We start from the raw sequence: 15,632 nt of genomic DNA on the forward strand, positions 1-15,632 counted from the left end.
GGTGACTGAAAAGGGCCCGTACGACCGAAGTCGTACGGGCCCTCATCGGGTCACTCGGCGTCAGCCGTTGCGCTTCCAGCGCGGCTTGTCCTCGCGGCGCCCGAAGGAGCCGTTGCCGCGGTGGTCGTCACGGCGGCCGTAGGGGCGCTCGTGGCCGCCGGAGCGGAAGCCCGGGCGGTCGTCGCGGCGGTCGCGGTTGAACGGACGGTCGCTGCCCCGGTGTCCACCGCGCTCGTCCCGGCGGAAGCCGCCACGGTCGTCACGGCGCTCGAAGGAGCGGCCACTGCGGTCGGTGCGGTCGGTGCGGTCGGTGCGGTCGGTGCGGTCGGTGCGGTCGCGGTCGAACGGACGGCGGTCGTCACGGCGCTCGAAGGAGCGGCCACCGCGGTCGTCACGGCGGTCGAAACCGCCACGGTCGTCACGACGCTCGAAGGAGCGGCCACCGCGGTCACCGCGGTCACTGCGGTCGGCGCGGTCACGGTCGAACGGACGGCGGTCGTCACGGCGCTCGAACCCACGGCCGCCACGGTCGTCACGGCGGTCGAAGGAGCGGTCGCGGTCGAACGGACGGCGCTCGTCACGCCGCTCGAAACCACGGCCACCCCGGTCGCCACGCTCGCCACGGTCGTCACGGCGCTCGAAGCCACGCTCGCCACGGTCGTCACGGCGGTCGAAACCGCGCCGCTCCCGGCGCTCGTACGGTGCCGAAGCCGCCGGGCGCTCCTCGCGCTCGGTCTCGCGCACCACCGGTTCCTGGGCCACGGCGAGCTCCTCGGCCGCCGTCGCCTGCGCCTCGGCCACCGCGGCCTCGGGGTCCTCGCCGCGCTCGCGGGCGACCCGGGCCACCAGCCGGTCGGACTCCTCGCGCAGCTCGGTCGCACGACGCTGGGCGCGCTCCAGCTGCTTGGCGAGCTGGGCGACCTCACGCTCGGCCTGCTGGGCGGCGTTGGCGGCGGACTCGGCCTGGACCTCGGTCATGGAGCGGGCGCCGGTGATCTCGGCGACCTCCGGGTCGAAGGCGCCGGCGCCCTGGATGATGTGGCGGGCCGCGTCGACGCCGGCGTCCTCCATCAGGCGGAAGATCTGGCGCCGCTGGTGCGGCAGGGAGAGGGAGACGACCGTGCCGGTACGGCCCGCACGGGCGGTACGGCCGGCACGGTGCAGGTAGTCCTTGTGGTCGCCGGCCGGGTCGACGTTCAGGACCAGGTCGATGCCGTCGACGTGGATGCCGCGGGCGGCGACGTCGGTGGCGACCAGGACGTTGACGTAACCGTCCTTGAAGTCGGCCAGCGTGCGGGTACGGGCGCCCTGGGTCATGCCGCCGTGCAGCGCGTCGGCCTTCACGCCGGAGTCGCGCAGCTGCTCGGCGACGCGGTCGGCGCCCAGCTGCGTGCGGACGAAGATGATCGTGCGGCCCTTGCGGGAGGCGATCGCGGCGGTGACCGGCGCCTTGTCCTTGGGCTTCACGATGAGGATGTGGTGCGACATGGTCGTCACCGCGCCCTGGGCCGCGTCCACCTCGTGCAGGACCGGCTCGTTCAGGTAGCGGTCGACGAGGGTCTTGATCTCGTTCTCCATCGTGGCGGAGAAGAGCATGCGCTGGCCGCCCGCCGGGACCTGGTCGAGCAGCTCGGTGACCTCGGGCAGGAAGCCCAGGTCGGACATCTGGTCGGCCTCGTCGAGCACGGCGATCTGCACGTCCTCGAGCGAGCAGGCGCCGCGGTTGATGATGTCGCGCAGGCGGCCCGGGGTGGCGACGAGGATGTCGACGCCGCGCTCCAGAGCGTAGATCTGGTTGCCCATGGAGGTGCCGCCGCAGACGACCTTCATCTTCAGGCCGACGACGTCGCCGTACGGCTGGAGGGCGTCGGCGACCTGCATGGCCAGCTCGCGGGTCGGGGTGAGGATGACCGCGCGGGGCCGCTTCTTCTCGGTGCGGCCGCCGGCCAGCTGGGCCAGGGTCGGCAGACCGAAGGAGAGGGTCTTGCCGGAGCCGGTGCGGCCCCGGCCGAGGATGTCCTTGCCGACCAGGGCGTCCGGGATGGTCGCCGCCTGGATCGGGAAGGGGGTCGTTACGCCGTTCTGCGCGAGCTTGCGCACGACGCCCTCGGGGAGGCCGAGGTCGGCGAAGGTGGTCTGGGGGGTCTGGGTGGTGTCGGTGGCCTCGGGGGCCTCGGTGACCTCGGTCGTCACGTCGACGAGTTCGTTCTCGAGCTCGTTCTCGGACACGACGATCTGATCAGCACTGGACACGGACATGCGAATGCGAAACCTTCCGGAGTCTCTTCGGCACGCGCCCGTCAACTCCGTGATTCGCTCACGACCGCCTCAATGCGGTCCGCCACGGCAAAGGAGAGTACGCGCCACACGGCGCGCTCTGTGGTGGCGCCGGGCAAATGGGATCAAACGATCTACCACCATACGCACCCACCACCCCTGAAGGCAAACCGAGCCTCATCGTCGCAGGTCACCCTGGCAGCCGTGGGTCGGCTCGACGCCCGCCGGCCGGCTCGGCAACGCCGGTTCACTCAGCGCCCGCAGGTCTGCCCGGCGCCTGTGGGCCGGGCCGGGCCGAGCCGGTGCGGCGCGGGTCCGTTCGTCGTCCGTCCGGTCGCTCACGCCGGTACGCCGGCCGTGGGCGCCGGCTCCCGCTGGACGAGCTGCGGTCCGGTCCCCTCGTGCGCCGAGGAGGACGGCTCGGCGGACGGCGGCTCGGAGGTCGCCGGGGGCGGGGTGGAGGAGGGGGGCGGCTCCGGCGGGGCGGAGGTGACCGGCGGGGTCGACGGGGCCCTGGTCGGCTCCGGGTCCACGGGCTCTGCGGTCTTGCGGGGTTTCGCCGGGGCCGCGGGGGAGCTGTCCTCGCCGGACGGGGTCGCCGACGCGGAGGCCCGCTTTTCCGGCTTCGCCTTGCCGTCGTGGCCGTGCTTCCCGTCGACCGCCGCGCCGTTGTGACCGAGGCCGCCGGCACCGGCCACCGGGCCGCCGTCGGGCGCCTTGCCGCCGTGCTGCCCCGCCGAGTGCGAGGGCCTGGCCGGGCCCGCGGCGTCACCCACGTTCACACAGCCGGCGGCAGCGGCGAGGGCCAGCACCGTGACGGTGAGCCGGACGGGTACGGGCAAGGGGCGCACGGCGGCCACCTCCGAGGCGAGGAAAGGAGTCAACCTCCCCAACTCCCGCTACCCACAAGAGGACACGCGCCCCACCGGCATCCCCGCACGCATCACCGCTCAGCCACATATCCTCCACGGCCACCGCCCGGTCAGCGCGACGCGCCCTCCGCTCACCCATGGCCTCACCCATAGCCAAGGGCGTGCAGTCGGGCATCGTCGATGCCGAAGTGGTGGGCGACCTCGTGCACCACGGTCACCTCGGCCTCCGCGACGACGTCCTCGCGGCTGGTGCACATTCTCAGCGTGGGCCCGCGGTAGACGGTGATCCGGTCCGGCAGCACTCCCGCGTACCACTCGCCGCGTTCCGTGAGCGGCGTCCCCTCGTACAGCCCCAGCAGCTCGGGGTCGTCGGCGGGCGGTTCGTCCTCCACGAACACCGCCACGTTGTCCATGAGCCGCGTCAGCTCCGGCGGGATCCGGTCGAGCGCCTCGGCGACCAGTTCCTCGAACTCCTCGCGCGTCATCTCCAGCACACGGCCATTGTCCGGTACGCGGCGCTCGCGGGAACGTCCCCGACAGGCCGGGCGAGGCCCGTACGAGGCCGAAGGGGGCCGTATGTCCGCATATCCGCACCGGGCCGTGGGCATACGGCACCAATGGTCCGCGTCCCGGTCGCAGCACTCCGCACGATGACGAACCGCATGACGATGACGAACCGCACGCCCGCCGCCCGCCGCGGCAGCCGCTCCCTGCACGCCCCGGAACTCGTCCCCCGCCCCCGCCCCTGGCTCCGCGCCCTCGGCCTCACGTCCGTCGTCCTGCTCGGCGCCTGGCTGGGCCTGCTGATCGTGGGGAACGTACGGACCCCGGTCGGCCCCATGAACACGACGATGGCGCTGCGCCCGTCCCTCACCGGCGGCACGAGGATCAACATCTCGCCCCTGGGCGCGCTCTCCCTGGACAGCCATGTGGCACCGGTCCGCCTGGACGTGAACGTGGACCAGCTCGACCCGCTCCGCTCCCAGGCCCTGGTCGACCACCCGGAGCGGATCTCCGGCCTCCAGGACGAGGTCGCCAAGGACGTCGAGCACGGCACACTGGACCTGGCCCTACGCTCCTGTGTCGCCGTGGTCGCCGGTGCCACGGCCCTCGGCCTCGCCGTCTACCGCAGCCCCCGCCGGGCCCTGGCCGCCGGCGGTCTCGCCCTGGCCCTGCTGGCGGCGTCCGGGGCGAGCGCGTACGCCACCTGGAACCCGAAGTCGATCCTGGAGCCGAAGTTCTCCGGGCTGCTCAGCTCGGCGCCGCAGGTGGTCGGCAATGCGCGCAGCATCGTCACCGATTTCAACGTCTACCAGCAGGAGCTGGCCCGCCTGGTGACGAACGTGACGAAGCTCTACGACGTCACCTCCACGCTCCCGGCCTACCAGCCGGATCCCTCCACCATCCGGGTCCTGCACGTGTCGGACATCCATCTCAACCCGGCGAGCTGGAAGATCATCTCCTCGCTGGTGGAGCAGTACAAGGTGAACGTGATCGTCGACTCCGGCGACACCATGGATCACGGCACGGCGGCGGAGAACGGCTTCCTGGACCCGATCCGGGACCTGGGGGTGCCCTACGTCTGGGTGCGGGGCAACCACGACTCCCGCGCCACCCAGCGCTATCTGGAGCGGATGAAGAACGTGCGCGTCCTGGACGACGGCCGGGCCCAGACCGTCGCGGGCCTGCGGTTCGCGGGCATCGGCGATCCCCAGTTCACCCCCGACCGCTCGGTGGTGCCCGGCGGAGACGCGGCCGAGCAGCTGGCCGGCGACCGGCTGGCCGGCGACCTGCGCGACCAGCGGGCGGCCGGGAAGCCGGTCGATGTCGCGGTCGCGCACGAGCCGGTCGCGGCCCGTGAGACGGACGGCGAGGTGCCGCTGGTGCTGTGCGGCCATCTGCACCACGAAGGGGACGAGAAGCTCCCCTACGGCACCCGGCTGCGCATGGAGGGCTCCACGGGCGGAAGCGGGCTGCGTGCGGTGGAGGGCAACTACCCCGCCCCCATCGAGGCCTCGATCCTCTACTTCGACCGCGACAGCCGCCGCCTGCAGGCCTGGGACGCGATCAAACTGGGCGGACTGGGCGAGTCGACGGCCGAGGTCAGCCGCCACCTCGCCGACGAGGCCCTCGGTCATCGGCACCACCGCGAGCAACCGGGCGCCACACCCACCCCGACGGCCCCCTCGCGCACCTCTTCCGCGCCCTCGCCGTAAACCGTTTTGGCGATACTCCCCGCCATCCCATATGCTTCTCACGTCCCCGACGCGCTGAGAAGCGCCCAGGCGGGCCGATAGCCCTCATCGTCTAGCGGCCTAGGACGCCGCCCTTTCAAGGCGGTAGCACGGGTTCGAATCCCGTTGGGGGCACGCAACACCGTGTGCAACACTGTTGCACGCAAGCTTGGTCCTGTGGAGCAGTTTGGAGTGCTCGCCACCCTGTCAAGGTGGAGGCCGCGGGTTCAAATCCCGTCAGGACCGCTGGTGTTTCACGTGAAACACCGTGGCTGGGTAGCTCAGTTGGTACGAGCGTCCGCCTGAAAAGCGGAAGGTCGCCGGTTCGACCCCGGCCCCAGCCACAGCCAGAAGGCCCCGTTCAGCGAACGGGGCCTTCGTCGTTCAGGGCTGGGCCGCGCTGACCTACAGGGGGATCCGTGACAGACGACTTCCAGGGGTTCGACATCGCCCGGCGCGGATACGACCGCGCCCAGGTGGACGCCTATCTGACCCGGCTGGCCTCGGGTACGGCACCCGAGGCGCCGCCGGTCTTCGAGATCGTCCGGCGCGGATACGACCGGGCGCAGGTGGACGCACGGATCGCACAGCTGCTGCACGGGGGACCAGGGAGATGAGCCAGGGTCCAAGACGGTGAGGTCGATCGCGCCGCCCCCTGGACAACGCGGCAAATCGTTCGCGTGTTTTTCGGACGGGGTGCGATCCTGGATCGCGTATGTCTACGCATCCCGCCCCCGCCCTCGGCGCCCTCGCCCCCCGTCTGACCGAGCTGTCGCTGCGCGACGCGCACCGGCTCGGCCGGCGGCTCGAGGGCGCGCGCAAGATCCGTAAACCGGAGGCCCGTGCCGCCGTCCTCGTCGAGATCGAGGCCGAGATCGGCAGGGCCGAGGAACGGATCGGTGAGCGGCGTGCCCGCGTGCCCGCCGTCACGTACCCCGAGCAGCTGCCGGTCAGCCAGAAGAAGGCCGAGATCGCGGCGGCCATCCGCGATCACCAGGTCGTCATCGTCGCCGGTGAGACCGGTTCCGGAAAGACCACGCAGATCCCGAAGATCTGCATGGAGCTGGGCCGTGGCGTACGCGGCATGATCGGGCACACACAGCCCCGCCGTATCGCCGCCCGGACCGTGGCCGAGCGGGTCGCGGACGAGCTGAGGACGCCGCTCGGCGAGGCCGTCGGCTGGAAGGTGCGGTTCACCGACCAGGTGAACCCGGACGCCACGTTCATCAAGCTGATGACGGACGGCATCCTGCTCGCCGAGATCCAGACCGACCGCGAGCTGCGCGCCTACGACACGATCATCATCGACGAGGCCCACGAGCGATCCCTCAACATCGACTTCCTGCTGGGTTACCTGGCCCAGCTGCTGCCCAAGCGGCCGGACCTCAAGGTCGTCATCACCTCGGCCACCATCGACCCCGAGCGTTTCTCGCGGCACTTCGACGACGCCCCGATCGTCGAGGTCAGCGGCCGGACGTATCCGGTGGAGGTGCGCTACCGGCCCCTTCTGGAGGAGGAGAGCGACGACGCCGACCGGGACCAGATCACCGCGATCTGCGATGCGGTCGAGGAACTCCAGGCCGAGGGCCAGGGCGACATCCTCGTCTTTCTCTCCGGCGAGCGGGAGATCCGGGACACGGCGGACGCGCTGGAGAAGAAGAAGTACCGCTTCACGGAAGTACTGCCGCTGTACGCCCGGCTGTCCCACGCCGAGCAGCACCGCGTCTTCCAGCCGCACACCGGGCGCAGGATCGTTCTGGCCACCAACGTCGCCGAGACCTCCCTCACCGTGCCCGGCATCAAGTACGTCATCGACCCCGGCTTCGCCCGGATCAGCCGCTACAGCCACCGCACCAAGGTGCAGCGGCTGCCCATCGAGCCGATCTCGCAGGCCAGCGCCAACCAGCGCAAGGGCCGCTGCGGGCGGACGAGCGACGGCATCTGCATCCGGCTGTACGGCGAGGACGACTTCCTCGCCCGCCCGGAGTTCACGGACGCCGAGATCCTCCGGACGAACCTCGCCTCCGTCATCCTTCAGATGACCGCGGCCGGCCTCGGCGACATCGAGAAGTTCCCGTTCATCGACCCGCCGGACCACCGCAACATCCGTGACGGCGTCCAGCTGCTCCAGGAACTGGGCGCGCTGGACCCGACCCAGAAGGACGTGCGCAAGCGGCTCACCGACACCGGCCGCAAGCTCGCCCAGCTGCCCGTCGACCCGCGCCTGGCCCGCATGGTCCTGGAAGCGGACAAGAACGCCTGTGTCCGCGAGGTGATGGTCATCGCCGCCGCGCTGTCCATCCAGGACCCGCGCGAGCGCCCGGCCGACAAACAGACCCAGGCCGACCAGCAGCACGCCCGCTTCAGGGACGAAACGAGCGACTTCCTCGCCTACCTGAACCTGTGGCGGTACGTCCGCGAGCAGCAGAAGGAACGCGGCTCCAGCTCCTTCCGCCGGATGTGCAAGCAGGAGTACCTGAACTTCCTGCGCATTCGCGAATGGCAGGACATCTACACCCAGCTGCGGACGGTCGCCAAGCAGATGGGCATCCACCTCAACGAGGAGGACGCCCCGGCCGACCGCGTCCACGTCTCGCTCCTCGCCGGCCTGCTCTCCCACATCGGGATGAAGGACGTACGGGACGGCAACAAGAACGAGTACCTGGGCGCCCGCAACGCCAAGTTCGCGATCTTCCCGGGCTCGGCGCTGTTCAAGAAGCAGCCCAAGTTCGTGATGTCTGCCGAGCTGGTGGAGACGAGCCGGCTCTGGGCGCGGGTCAACGCGAAGATCGAGCCCGACTGGGTCGAGCCGCTGGCCGGACACCTGCTCAAGCGGACGTACAGCGAACCGCACTGGGAGAAGGACCAGGCGGCCGTGATGGCGTACGAGAAGGTCACGCTGTACGGCGTCCCGATCGTCGCCCAGCGGAAGGTCAACTACGGCCGGATCGACCCGGAGACGAGCCGCGAGCTGTTCATCCGCAACGCGCTCGTGGAGGGCGACTGGCGTACGCACCACAAGTTCTTCGCCGACAACCGCAGACTCCTCAGTGAGGTCGAGGAACTGGAGCACCGCGCCCGGCGCCGGGACATCGTCGTCGACGACGACACGCTCTTCGACTTCTACGACCAGCGGGTGCCCGAACACGTCGTCTCCGGTGCGCACTTCGACTCCTGGTGGAAGGGGAAGCGGCACGAGCAGCCGGACTTCCTCGACTTCGAGCGGGAGATGCTCATCCGGGAGTCGGCGGAGGCGGTGACGAAGGCCGACTACCCGGACTCCTGGCGGCAGGGGCAGCTCACGTTCCGGGTGACGTACCAGTTCGAGCCGGGCGCGGACGCGGACGGTGTGACGGTCCACATCCCGCTCCAGGTCCTCAACCAGGTCACGGCCGAGGGATTCGACTGGCAGATCCCGGGCCTGCGCGAGGAGGTGGTGACGGAGCTGATCCGCTCCCTGCCGAAGCCGATCCGCCGCCACTACGTGCCCGCGCCGAACTACGCGAAGACGTTCCTGGAGAAGGCGGTGCCCCTGCAGGAGCCGCTGACGGTCACCATGGCCCGTGAGCTCAAGCGGATGGTCGGCGTGCCCTTCGAGGCGGACGACTTCGACTGGTCCAGGATCCCCGACCACCTCAGGATCACCTTCCGGATCGTCGACGAGCGGCGCCGGAAGCTGGCCGAGGACAAGGACCTGGAGGCGCTGAAGCTGCGCCTGAAGCCGAAGGCCCGCGAGGCCCTCTCCCAGGCGGCAGCGGCGACGGCCTCCCGTGAAGGCGGCGAGTCCCTGGAGCGCAAGGGCCTGACCGACTGGACGATCGGCACGCTGACCCGGGTCTTCGAGACCCGCCGGGCCGGCCAGCCGGTCAAGGCGTACCCGGCGCTGGTGGACGACGGCGACACGGTGTCGGTACGGCTCTTCGACACGGAGGCCGAGCAGGCCGAGGCCATGTGGAAGGGCATCCGCCGTCTGATCCTGCGGAACATCCCGGTGAACCCGGCGAAGTTCGCGTCGGACAAGCTGACGAACGCCCAGAAGCTGGCGCTCTCCGCGAACCCGCACGGCTCCGTGCAGGCGTTGTTCGACGACTGCGCGATGGCGGCGGCCGACAAGCTGATCGCGGACTTCGGCGGCCCGGTGTGGGACGAGGAGTCGTACCGGAAGCTCTACGACAAGGTGCGCGCGGAGATCGTCGACACGACGGTCCGTGCGGTCGCCCAGGTGCAGCAGGTCCTCGCGGCCTGGCAGGCCTGTGAGCGCCGTCTGAAGGCCGTGCGCAGCCCCACGCTCCTCGCAAACCTGACGGACGTCCGCAAGCAGCTGGACGCCCTTGTGAAGCCCGGTTTCGTGACGTGGGCGGGCATACGACGCCTCCCCGACCTCATGCGCTATCTGGTGGCCGCGGACCGGCGCCTGCAGCAGATGCCGACGGGCGTGCAGCGGGACACCACCCGCATGGAGAAGGTCCACGAGATGCAGGACGAGTACGCCTGGCTCCTGGAACAGCTCCCCCAGGGCCGTCCGGTGCCGCAGCAGGTCCTGGACATCCGCTGGATGATCGAAGAACTCAGGGTCAGCTATTTCGCCCACGCGCTGGGCACCGCGTACCCCGTCTCCGACAAGCGGATCGTGAAGGCGATCGACGCGGCCATAGCGTAACCGCTCGCGCACAGGGGGTGAGTTCGACCAGGCGGCCCCACCTCCTGTACAGTCTCTTCTCGCAGCGCAACGCAGCAAGCCGAGCGCCGCGAAACCTGGTCCTGTGGAGCAGTTTGGAGTGCTCGCCACCCTGTCAAGGTGGAGGCCGCGGGTTCAAATCCCGTCAGGACCGCATAAAAGAAGGGCCCGCATCCGGCAACGGACGCGGGCCCTTCCGCATGTCGTCAGCTCCCCGGTGCCCGCCGGCGGAGCTCCGCGCCCTTGACGGCGGCACATCGCGCCGGTACCCAAGGACCAGGGCCCGTTCCCCTGTGCGGTCCGCGGAGGTGGAGTATGGCGGCATCGGCCAGGCACGAGACGCGGGCGCTGCTGAGGGCGCACCTGTCGGCTGCCTCGTCCTACCGGCATCTCACCCGCCACTGCCCCATCTGTCGCCACCTGCTGCGGCTGGCCATGGACGCCGGCCCCCGGGGCGGCGCGGAACCGCGCGACGGGGAAGCCGAGGACGAAAGTCCCCGCAGCGCCTGACCGATGCCGGCCCCAACAGCCCGCCCCGCGGGGGACGCTGGAACCGGTCGCTCCACTAACGCACACATGCCGTCGGCAACAACCGCCGCGCCGTGTGACGGGAGTCACCGCATGAGTTTTTGAAAGGCCGGTACTTACCCCTGGCCTACAACTGGTCAATTTAATATGTGCAATTGCACCGGCCCCCGGGGTCATGCACAGCGGTGACGACAGCCCTGCCCAGACTTCGACAAGGCCGCTCACATCAGTCCGTCCAGCGCCCGACCAGCGCACAAAAAAGATCGCGCTGGACCCGGCGGAGTCCAGCGCGATCTACGACGCACCCTGTGTCGCTGCCTACAATGTTCTCTTCGGCTGGGGCGAGGGGCCTGTTGGGGCAGGTCCCGCGTCGCTTGGAGCTAGGGTTCCGGGCGCCTCGACAGGCTGGGGGACCAGCCGCATTGCCCGGTTATGCGAGGGTTCAGGCCTCGCTGCGCTGCTGCGGGATGCCCGCGAGCAGAGCGCGGACCTCGGCCTCGCGGTAGCGGCGGTGCCCGCCGAGTGTACGGATGGACGTAAGCTTGCCGGCCTTCGCCCACCGCGTGACCGTCTTGGGGTCGACGCGGAACATGGTGGCGACCTCAGCGGGGGTCAGCAGCGGCTCGGCATCAGGGGTGCGAGCGGTCATGAGCGGCCTCCTCGGGAGAACCGAACCTTCTCGGTTCTTTCCTCTAAATTCTGCACCTTGACCCGCGTTGCCCGAAATGGCGGACGCGAGTCGAGTCGGTTATAGGACGAACGGCTTGTCCTCGGCACTACAACTACACCATCTGTCCAGCCGCGTCGGCCAAACCGATGGAATTGCCCTCCCAGGTGTTCATCAGCGACGGATGCCGATGGACCATGCCATAGCGGACAGTCACGCCACTGTGACGATCAGTCACAGGGCGATCAGGAGTCACCAGACCCCCCAAAGCGTGCAATGCTGAGAATCCGCCCACAGTGGAGCATAGTTGGACGGACGGAGCCCTCCCCGGACTCCTTGTCCTATTTTGGCATGAGGGGCGGCACTTAGGGCAAGGCTCTTGTAAGTGCTGTCCGTCACCCTTGAGACAAAAGTCCAGATCGAGACCAACGCCCCGTCAGATGGGCAAGTGCCGTAGACCGTACGTCGTTCGACGCCGTTCGAGCCGTGACGTACGTCACTCGGTTACGTCACTCAGTTCGCGGAACGCCGGTCCCGGACCGCCCGCCACCGCTCCGCGAGCCGCACATAGACCTCTCCGGCCGCCGCCCCGTCCCCCCGGCGCAGCGCCTCGATGCCCTCGGCCACCTCCGCCGCCGAGTGGTCGCCCTCCAGCTCGCCGGCCGGCAGGACGTGCACCAGGCCGCCGTAGTCCAGCTCCACCAGGGAGCGCGGGTGGAACTCCTCCAGCCAGCGGCCGACGTCCAGCAGGCCGTCGATCAGCGGGCTCTCCTCGACGGTGTCCCTGAGCGTGCGCAGCGCCCGCGCCACCCGGCGCCGGGCCTGCACCATCGGCGTGCGGTAGCGCAGCAGCGGCGGCACCTCCGCGGTGCCCTTGTCGTACCGCCGCTCCTCGTCGGAGACCAGCACGAACCAGTTCAGCGGCACCTGCCAGGTCGCCGTACGGATCCACGGGCGGGCGTCGGGGTTGCGGGCGAGCCAGCGCTCGTAGTCCTGGGCCGCCTGGCGGCGTACGACCGGGGGCAGCACCGCGTCCAGGACCGGCGCCGGAAGCTCCTCCGCCAGTTCGCCGAGCGCCTGCCAGCCGCGCAGCCGGGTCCGCCAGGGACACACGCAGACCACGCCGTCGACCTCCGCCACGAACGCGTCGCCACTCTCGTGCACCGGTACCGCGACCGGCGGGGTCGGCAGCAAGTCGGCCAGGGAACGGCGCAGTTCGTCCTGGTAGGAGGGGCGGTCGGAGCGGCGGGCGTAGCGCGCCCAGTGGCTGCGCTCCGGCTCCGGGAAGGCGGCCAGCGGCTCGTACACGCGCAGGTACGCGGCATAGGGGACGACCACGGAGGACACCTTCGGCACGCCTGCTCCCTCCCCATCGGGCCCCGCTCGAAAACCGCTGCAAAACCACTGCAAATCGTGCCACGGTCATGCGTGCACCAGAGGCCCAGGAGAGTGATCCTGAACACTGCACGGATGGTGGTCGCGCCAAGGCTCTACGCTCATGCCACGGCACCCCGCCACCCGTACGGGGTCCGACCCCACTCGCCGCTCTTTACACAGGAGTCACCACAGTGACCGACGTAATTGGCGCACCTGCTGATGTCCTGCACACCCTGTTCCAGTCGGACCAGGGCGGCCATGAGCAGGTCGTGCTCTGCCAGGATCGCGCGACCGGCCTGAAAGCCGTGATCGCCATCCACTCCACCGCCCTGGGCCCGGCCCTCGGCGGCACGCGCTTCTACCCCTACGCGACCGAGGCCGAGGCCGTCGCCGACGCCCTCAACCTCGCCCGCGGCATGTCGTACAAGAACGCCATGGCCGGCCTCGACCACGGCGGCGGCAAGGCCGTGATCATCGGCGACCCGGAGCGCGACAAGACCGAGGAGCTGCTGCTCGCCTACGGGCGCATGGTCGCCTCGCTCGGCGGTCGCTATGTCACCGCGTGCGACGTCGGCACGTACGTCGCCGACATGGACGTCGTGGCCCGCGCGTGCCGCTGGACCACCGGCCGCTCTCCCGAGAACGGCGGCGCCGGGGACTCCTCGGTGCTCACCGCCTTCGGCGTCTACCAGGGCATGCGCGCCTCCGCCCAGCACCTGTGGGGCGACCCCTCGCTGCGCGGCCGCAAGGTCGGCATCGCGGGCGTCGGCAAGGTCGGCCACCACCTGGTGAAGCACCTGCGCGACGAGGGCGCCGAGGTCGTCGTCACGGACGTACGCGCGGACGCCGTCCAGCGGATCCTGGAGCAGTACCCGGCCGGTGTGACGGCGGTCGCGGACACCGAGGCGCTGATCCGGACCGAGGGGCTGGACATCTACGCCCCCTGCGCGCTCGGCGGCGCCCTGAACGACGACTCCGTCCCGGTGCTCACCGCCCAGGTGGTGTGCGGCGCGGCCAACAACCAGCTCGCGCACCCGGGCGTCGAGAAGGACCTGGCCGACCGCGGGATCCTCTACGCGCCGGACTACGTGGTGAACGCCGGCGGGGTCATCCAGGTGGCCGACGAGCTGCACGGGTTCGACTTCGACCGGTGCAAGGCCAAGGCGGCGAAGATCTTCGACACCACGCTGGCCATATTCGCACGTGCGAAGGAAGACGGGATTCCGCCGGCCGCCGCGGCCGACCGGATCGCCGAGCAGCGGATGGCCGAGGCGCGCGCGGGACACGCCGCGCAGTGACCCGGTCGCACAGGTGAGCGGTACCCGTCGGCGGGAACTTCGAGAGAACTCTCACTTCCACCGGCGGGTCGTTCCCCGATAAGTGGTTAAAATCGCCACTGACCAGCGAGGACGGGGCGCCTCGAAGGTCCTGGGCACACGCGCGTGCTGCGGGCGACGTACCGTATGGGCGTGGGCTCAGGTACCGTGGAAGCCCTACGGACCGGCCTCTCCGCGGAGGGTCCGTTCCAGATCATGAACGCGTGTCAGACTCTGGGGCCATCAAGCCCCGTCACCGAGGGGGTCGAGCCATGGGGCGCGGCCGGGCCAAGGCCAAGCAGACGAAGGTCGCCCGCCAGCTGAAGTACAACAGCGGTGGGACTGATCTGTCACGGCTGGCCAGTGAACTGGGCGCATCGACTTCGAGCCAGCCGCCGAACAGCGAGCCGTTCGAAGACGATGAGAATGAAGAGGACGATCTTTACTCTCGTTACGCCGACCTCTATGGGGACGACGACGAGGATGAAGACGACGGGCCCTCACAGCATCGTCGCGGCGCTTGACCTTGCACTGAGCACTTGTCCGGTCGGTGGCACTGCCACCGACCGGCTTCTGTGCTACCCGCAGGTTCAGCCGGCGTAGTCTCCGACCATGTCGGCGCCGGTCGTCTTCTCGCCCCGCTCGGTGATCTCGCCGGCCACCCATGCCTCGACACCACGGTCGGCCAGGGTGGCGAGGGCCACCTCGGTGGACTCCTCGGGCACGATCGCCATCATGCCGACGCCCATGTTGAGGGTCTTCTCCAGCTCCAGGCGCTCGACGTTCCCGGTCTTCCCGACCAGGTCGAAGATCGCGCCCGGGGTCCAGGTGGAGCGGTCGACGGTGGCGTGCAGCCCGTCCGGGATGACGCGGGCCAGGTTGGCCGCGAGCCCGCCGCCGGTGATGTGCGAGAAGGCGTGCACCTCCGTGGTGCGGGTCAGGGCGAGGCAGTCCAGCGAGTAGATCTTCGTGGGCTCCAGCAGTTCCTCGCCGAGGCTGCGGCCGAGCTCCGGGACCTCCGTCTCCAGGGCCAGGCCCGCCGTGTTCAGCAGGACGTGGCGGACCAGGGAGTACCCGTTCGAGTGAAGCCCGGAGGACGCCATGGCGATCACCGCGTCACCCTTACGGATGCGATCCGCGCCGAGCAGCCGGTCGGCCTCCACGACGCCCGTACCGGCGCCGGCCACGTCGAAGTCGTCCTCGCCCAGCAGACCCGGGTGCTCGGCCGTCTCGCCGCCCACCAGGGCGCACCCGGCGAGCACACAGCCCTCCGCGATGCCCTTCACGATGGCCGCGACACGCTCGGGGTGGACCTTGCCGACGCAGATGTAGTCCGTCATGAACAGCGGCTCGGCGCCGCACACCACGATGTCGTCCATGACCATGGCGACCAGGTCGTGGCCGATGGTGTCGTAGACGCCCATGCGGCGCGCGACGTCGACCTTCGTGCCGACGCCGTCCGTGGCGGAGGCGAGCAGCGGGCGCTCGTAACGCTTGAGGGCGGAGGCGTCGAAGAGCCCGGCGAAGCCGCCGAGGCCGCCGAGGACCTCGGGGCGCTGGGTCTTCTTCACCCACTCCTTCATGAGTTCCACGGCGCGGTCGCCCGCCTCGATGTCGACGCCCGCCGCTGCGTAGCTGGCACCAGTTGTCTCAGACATGACTGTGAGAGCTTTCGTGTCGTCC

General features: G+C 70.1%; 12 protein-coding genes and 4 tRNA genes. 10 read left to right on the forward strand and 6 right to left on the reverse strand.

Annotated features, from left to right (window positions below; all coding sequences use genetic code 11):
• Window positions 1–60 precede the first annotated feature (60 nt).
• From ABZ624_RS08815 to ABZ624_RS08825, 3 genes are all read right to left on the reverse strand, one after another.
• Window positions 61–2,259, reverse strand: coding sequence for a DEAD/DEAH box helicase (locus tag ABZ624_RS08815; protein WP_360084126.1), 2,199 nt, complete (start codon window positions 2,257–2,259; stop codon window positions 61–63).
• A gap of 356 nt (window positions 2,260–2,615) precedes the next feature.
• Window positions 2,616–3,161, reverse strand: a complete 546-nt coding sequence (locus ABZ624_RS08820; protein ID WP_360084128.1) for a hypothetical protein — start codon at window positions 3,159–3,161, stop codon at window positions 2,616–2,618.
• 131 nt (window positions 3,162–3,292) lie between these two features.
• Window positions 3,293–3,643 (reverse strand): metallopeptidase family protein, encoded by a 351-nt coding sequence (locus ABZ624_RS08825; RefSeq protein WP_360084130.1) that lies wholly within the window; start codon window positions 3,641–3,643, stop codon window positions 3,293–3,295.
• A 174-nt stretch (window positions 3,644–3,817) separates the two neighbouring features.
• On the opposite strand from ABZ624_RS08825, the gene ABZ624_RS08830 reads away from it, so the two are divergent.
• The 8 genes from ABZ624_RS08830 to ABZ624_RS08865 all read left to right on the forward strand — a co-directional run bounded on the left by ABZ624_RS08830 (window position 3,818) and on the right by ABZ624_RS08865 (window position 10,571).
• Window positions 3,818–5,365, forward strand: coding sequence for a metallophosphoesterase (locus ABZ624_RS08830; protein ID WP_360085173.1), 1,548 nt, complete (start codon window positions 3,818–3,820; stop codon window positions 5,363–5,365).
• A gap of 80 nt (window positions 5,366–5,445) precedes the next feature.
• Window positions 5,446–5,518: transfer RNA gene (locus ABZ624_RS08835), tRNA-Glu, on the forward strand.
• Between the two features lie 36 nt (window positions 5,519–5,554).
• Window positions 5,555–5,629 (forward strand) — tRNA-Asp (locus tag ABZ624_RS08840).
• A gap of 24 nt (window positions 5,630–5,653) precedes the next feature.
• Window positions 5,654–5,727 (forward strand) — tRNA-Phe (locus ABZ624_RS08845).
• A 75-nt stretch (window positions 5,728–5,802) separates the two neighbouring features.
• Complete coding sequence (locus ABZ624_RS08850) at window positions 5,803–6,000, forward strand: DivIVA domain-containing protein (RefSeq protein ID WP_360084132.1); 198 nt, start codon at window positions 5,803–5,805, stop codon at window positions 5,998–6,000.
• A 98-nt stretch (window positions 6,001–6,098) separates the two neighbouring features.
• Window positions 6,099–10,043: an ATP-dependent RNA helicase HrpA gene (hrpA, locus tag ABZ624_RS08855; RefSeq protein WP_360084134.1), complete on the forward strand. Its 3,945-nt coding sequence runs from the start codon at window positions 6,099–6,101 to the stop codon at window positions 10,041–10,043.
• Between the two features lie 97 nt (window positions 10,044–10,140).
• Window positions 10,141–10,215, forward strand: a tRNA-Asp gene (locus ABZ624_RS08860).
• Between the two features lie 161 nt (window positions 10,216–10,376).
• The gene (locus tag ABZ624_RS08865) at window positions 10,377–10,571 is read left to right on the forward strand and encodes a DUF6274 family protein (protein ID WP_360084136.1); all 195 of its coding nucleotides are present in this window, start codon (window positions 10,377–10,379) and stop codon (window positions 10,569–10,571) included.
• Window positions 10,572–11,031: 460 nt separating this feature from the next.
• Here ABZ624_RS08865 and bldC read toward each other — a convergent pair whose 3' ends face one another.
• Both bldC and ABZ624_RS08875 read right to left on the reverse strand, forming a co-directional pair.
• On the reverse strand, window positions 11,032–11,238 hold the full coding sequence (bldC, locus tag ABZ624_RS08870) for a developmental transcriptional regulator BldC (RefSeq protein WP_003949541.1): 207 nt from the start codon (window positions 11,236–11,238) through the stop codon (window positions 11,032–11,034).
• A gap of 531 nt (window positions 11,239–11,769) precedes the next feature.
• Window positions 11,770–12,612 (reverse strand): hypothetical protein, encoded by an 843-nt coding sequence (locus tag ABZ624_RS08875; RefSeq protein WP_360084138.1) that lies wholly within the window; start codon window positions 12,610–12,612, stop codon window positions 11,770–11,772.
• Between the two features lie 212 nt (window positions 12,613–12,824).
• Here ABZ624_RS08875 and ABZ624_RS08880 point away from each other — a divergent pair, with 212 nt between their 5' ends.
• Both ABZ624_RS08880 and ABZ624_RS08885 read left to right on the forward strand, forming a co-directional pair.
• Complete coding sequence (locus tag ABZ624_RS08880) at window positions 12,825–13,931, forward strand: Glu/Leu/Phe/Val dehydrogenase dimerization domain-containing protein (protein WP_360084140.1); 1,107 nt, start codon at window positions 12,825–12,827, stop codon at window positions 13,929–13,931.
• A gap of 290 nt (window positions 13,932–14,221) precedes the next feature.
• Entirely contained in the window at window positions 14,222–14,473 is a 252-nt protein-coding gene (locus ABZ624_RS08885) for a DUF3073 domain-containing protein (RefSeq protein ID WP_360084142.1), read from the forward strand.
• Window positions 14,474–14,539: 66 nt separating this feature from the next.
• Here ABZ624_RS08885 and purM read toward each other — a convergent pair whose 3' ends face one another.
• On the reverse strand, window positions 14,540–15,607 hold the full coding sequence (gene purM, locus ABZ624_RS08890; RefSeq protein WP_360084144.1) for a phosphoribosylformylglycinamidine cyclo-ligase: 1,068 nt from the start codon (window positions 15,605–15,607) through the stop codon (window positions 14,540–14,542).
• Between the last annotated feature and the right edge of the window lie 25 nt (window positions 15,608–15,632).

Origin of the sequence: Streptomyces sp. NPDC007205 (assembly GCF_040634095.1) — a bacterium.
Classification (GTDB): Bacteria; Actinomycetota; Actinomycetes; order Streptomycetales; family Streptomycetaceae; genus Streptomyces.

Bases quoted from the DNA above. Each gene is read 5' to 3' on its own strand.
- hrpA (WP_360084134.1), top strand. From the start codon at position 6,099: ATGTCTACGCATCCCGCCCCCGCCCTCGGCGCCCTCGCCCCCCGTCTG.
- ABZ624_RS08885 (WP_360084142.1), top strand. From the start codon at position 14,222: ATGGGGCGCGGCCGGGCCAAGGCCAAGCAGACGAAGGTCGCCCGCCAG.
- purM (WP_360084144.1), bottom strand. From the start codon at position 15,607: ATGTCTGAGACAACTGGTGCCAGCTACGCAGCGGCGGGCGTCGACATC.
- ABZ624_RS08865 (WP_360084136.1), top strand. From the start codon at position 10,377: ATGGCGGCATCGGCCAGGCACGAGACGCGGGCGCTGCTGAGGGCGCAC.
- ABZ624_RS08815 (WP_360084126.1), bottom strand. From the start codon at position 2,259: ATGTCCGTGTCCAGTGCTGATCAGATCGTCGTGTCCGAGAACGAGCTC.
- ABZ624_RS08830 (WP_360085173.1), top strand. From the start codon at position 3,818: ATGACGAACCGCACGCCCGCCGCCCGCCGCGGCAGCCGCTCCCTGCAC.
- bldC (WP_003949541.1), bottom strand. From the start codon at position 11,238: ATGACCGCTCGCACCCCTGATGCCGAGCCGCTGCTGACCCCCGCTGAG.